This is a genomic window from Microbacterium sp. C5A9, from assembly GCF_022627955.1.
Classification (GTDB): domain Bacteria; phylum Actinomycetota; class Actinomycetes; order Actinomycetales; family Microbacteriaceae; genus Microbacterium.
On sequence record NZ_JABXGD010000038.1, the window covers coordinates 1 to 237 of the forward strand.

The 237-nt window shown below is 67.9% G+C and carries 1 protein-coding gene; it reads right to left on the reverse strand.

Annotation, left to right across the window (positions count from 1 at the left end; translation table 11 throughout):
* Window positions 1–109, reverse strand: a 109-nt coding sequence (locus HWD99_RS18400; protein ID WP_241797635.1) for a hypothetical protein, incomplete at its 3' end; no start/stop codon positions are given.
* Window positions 110–237: the final 128 nt, after the last annotated feature.

Sequence of the window (237 nt, forward strand, 5' to 3'; positions counted from 1 at the left end):
GCACGATGCCGTCGTCGTCGGACCGGCTGCGTGTCATGGGCGCCATCACGATGCGGTTGGGGAGCTCGAGATCTCCGACGGTGACCGGGGAGAAGAAGGGGGAGGTCATTGTGGTTTCGCTACCCCGGCGCTCAGGCGGCGAGCAGTCCGTGCGGGTCGAGGACGAACTTCTGCGCGACGCCGGAGTCGAACTCCGCGTAGCCCGTCGGGGCGTCCTCGAGGCTGATGACCTTGGCG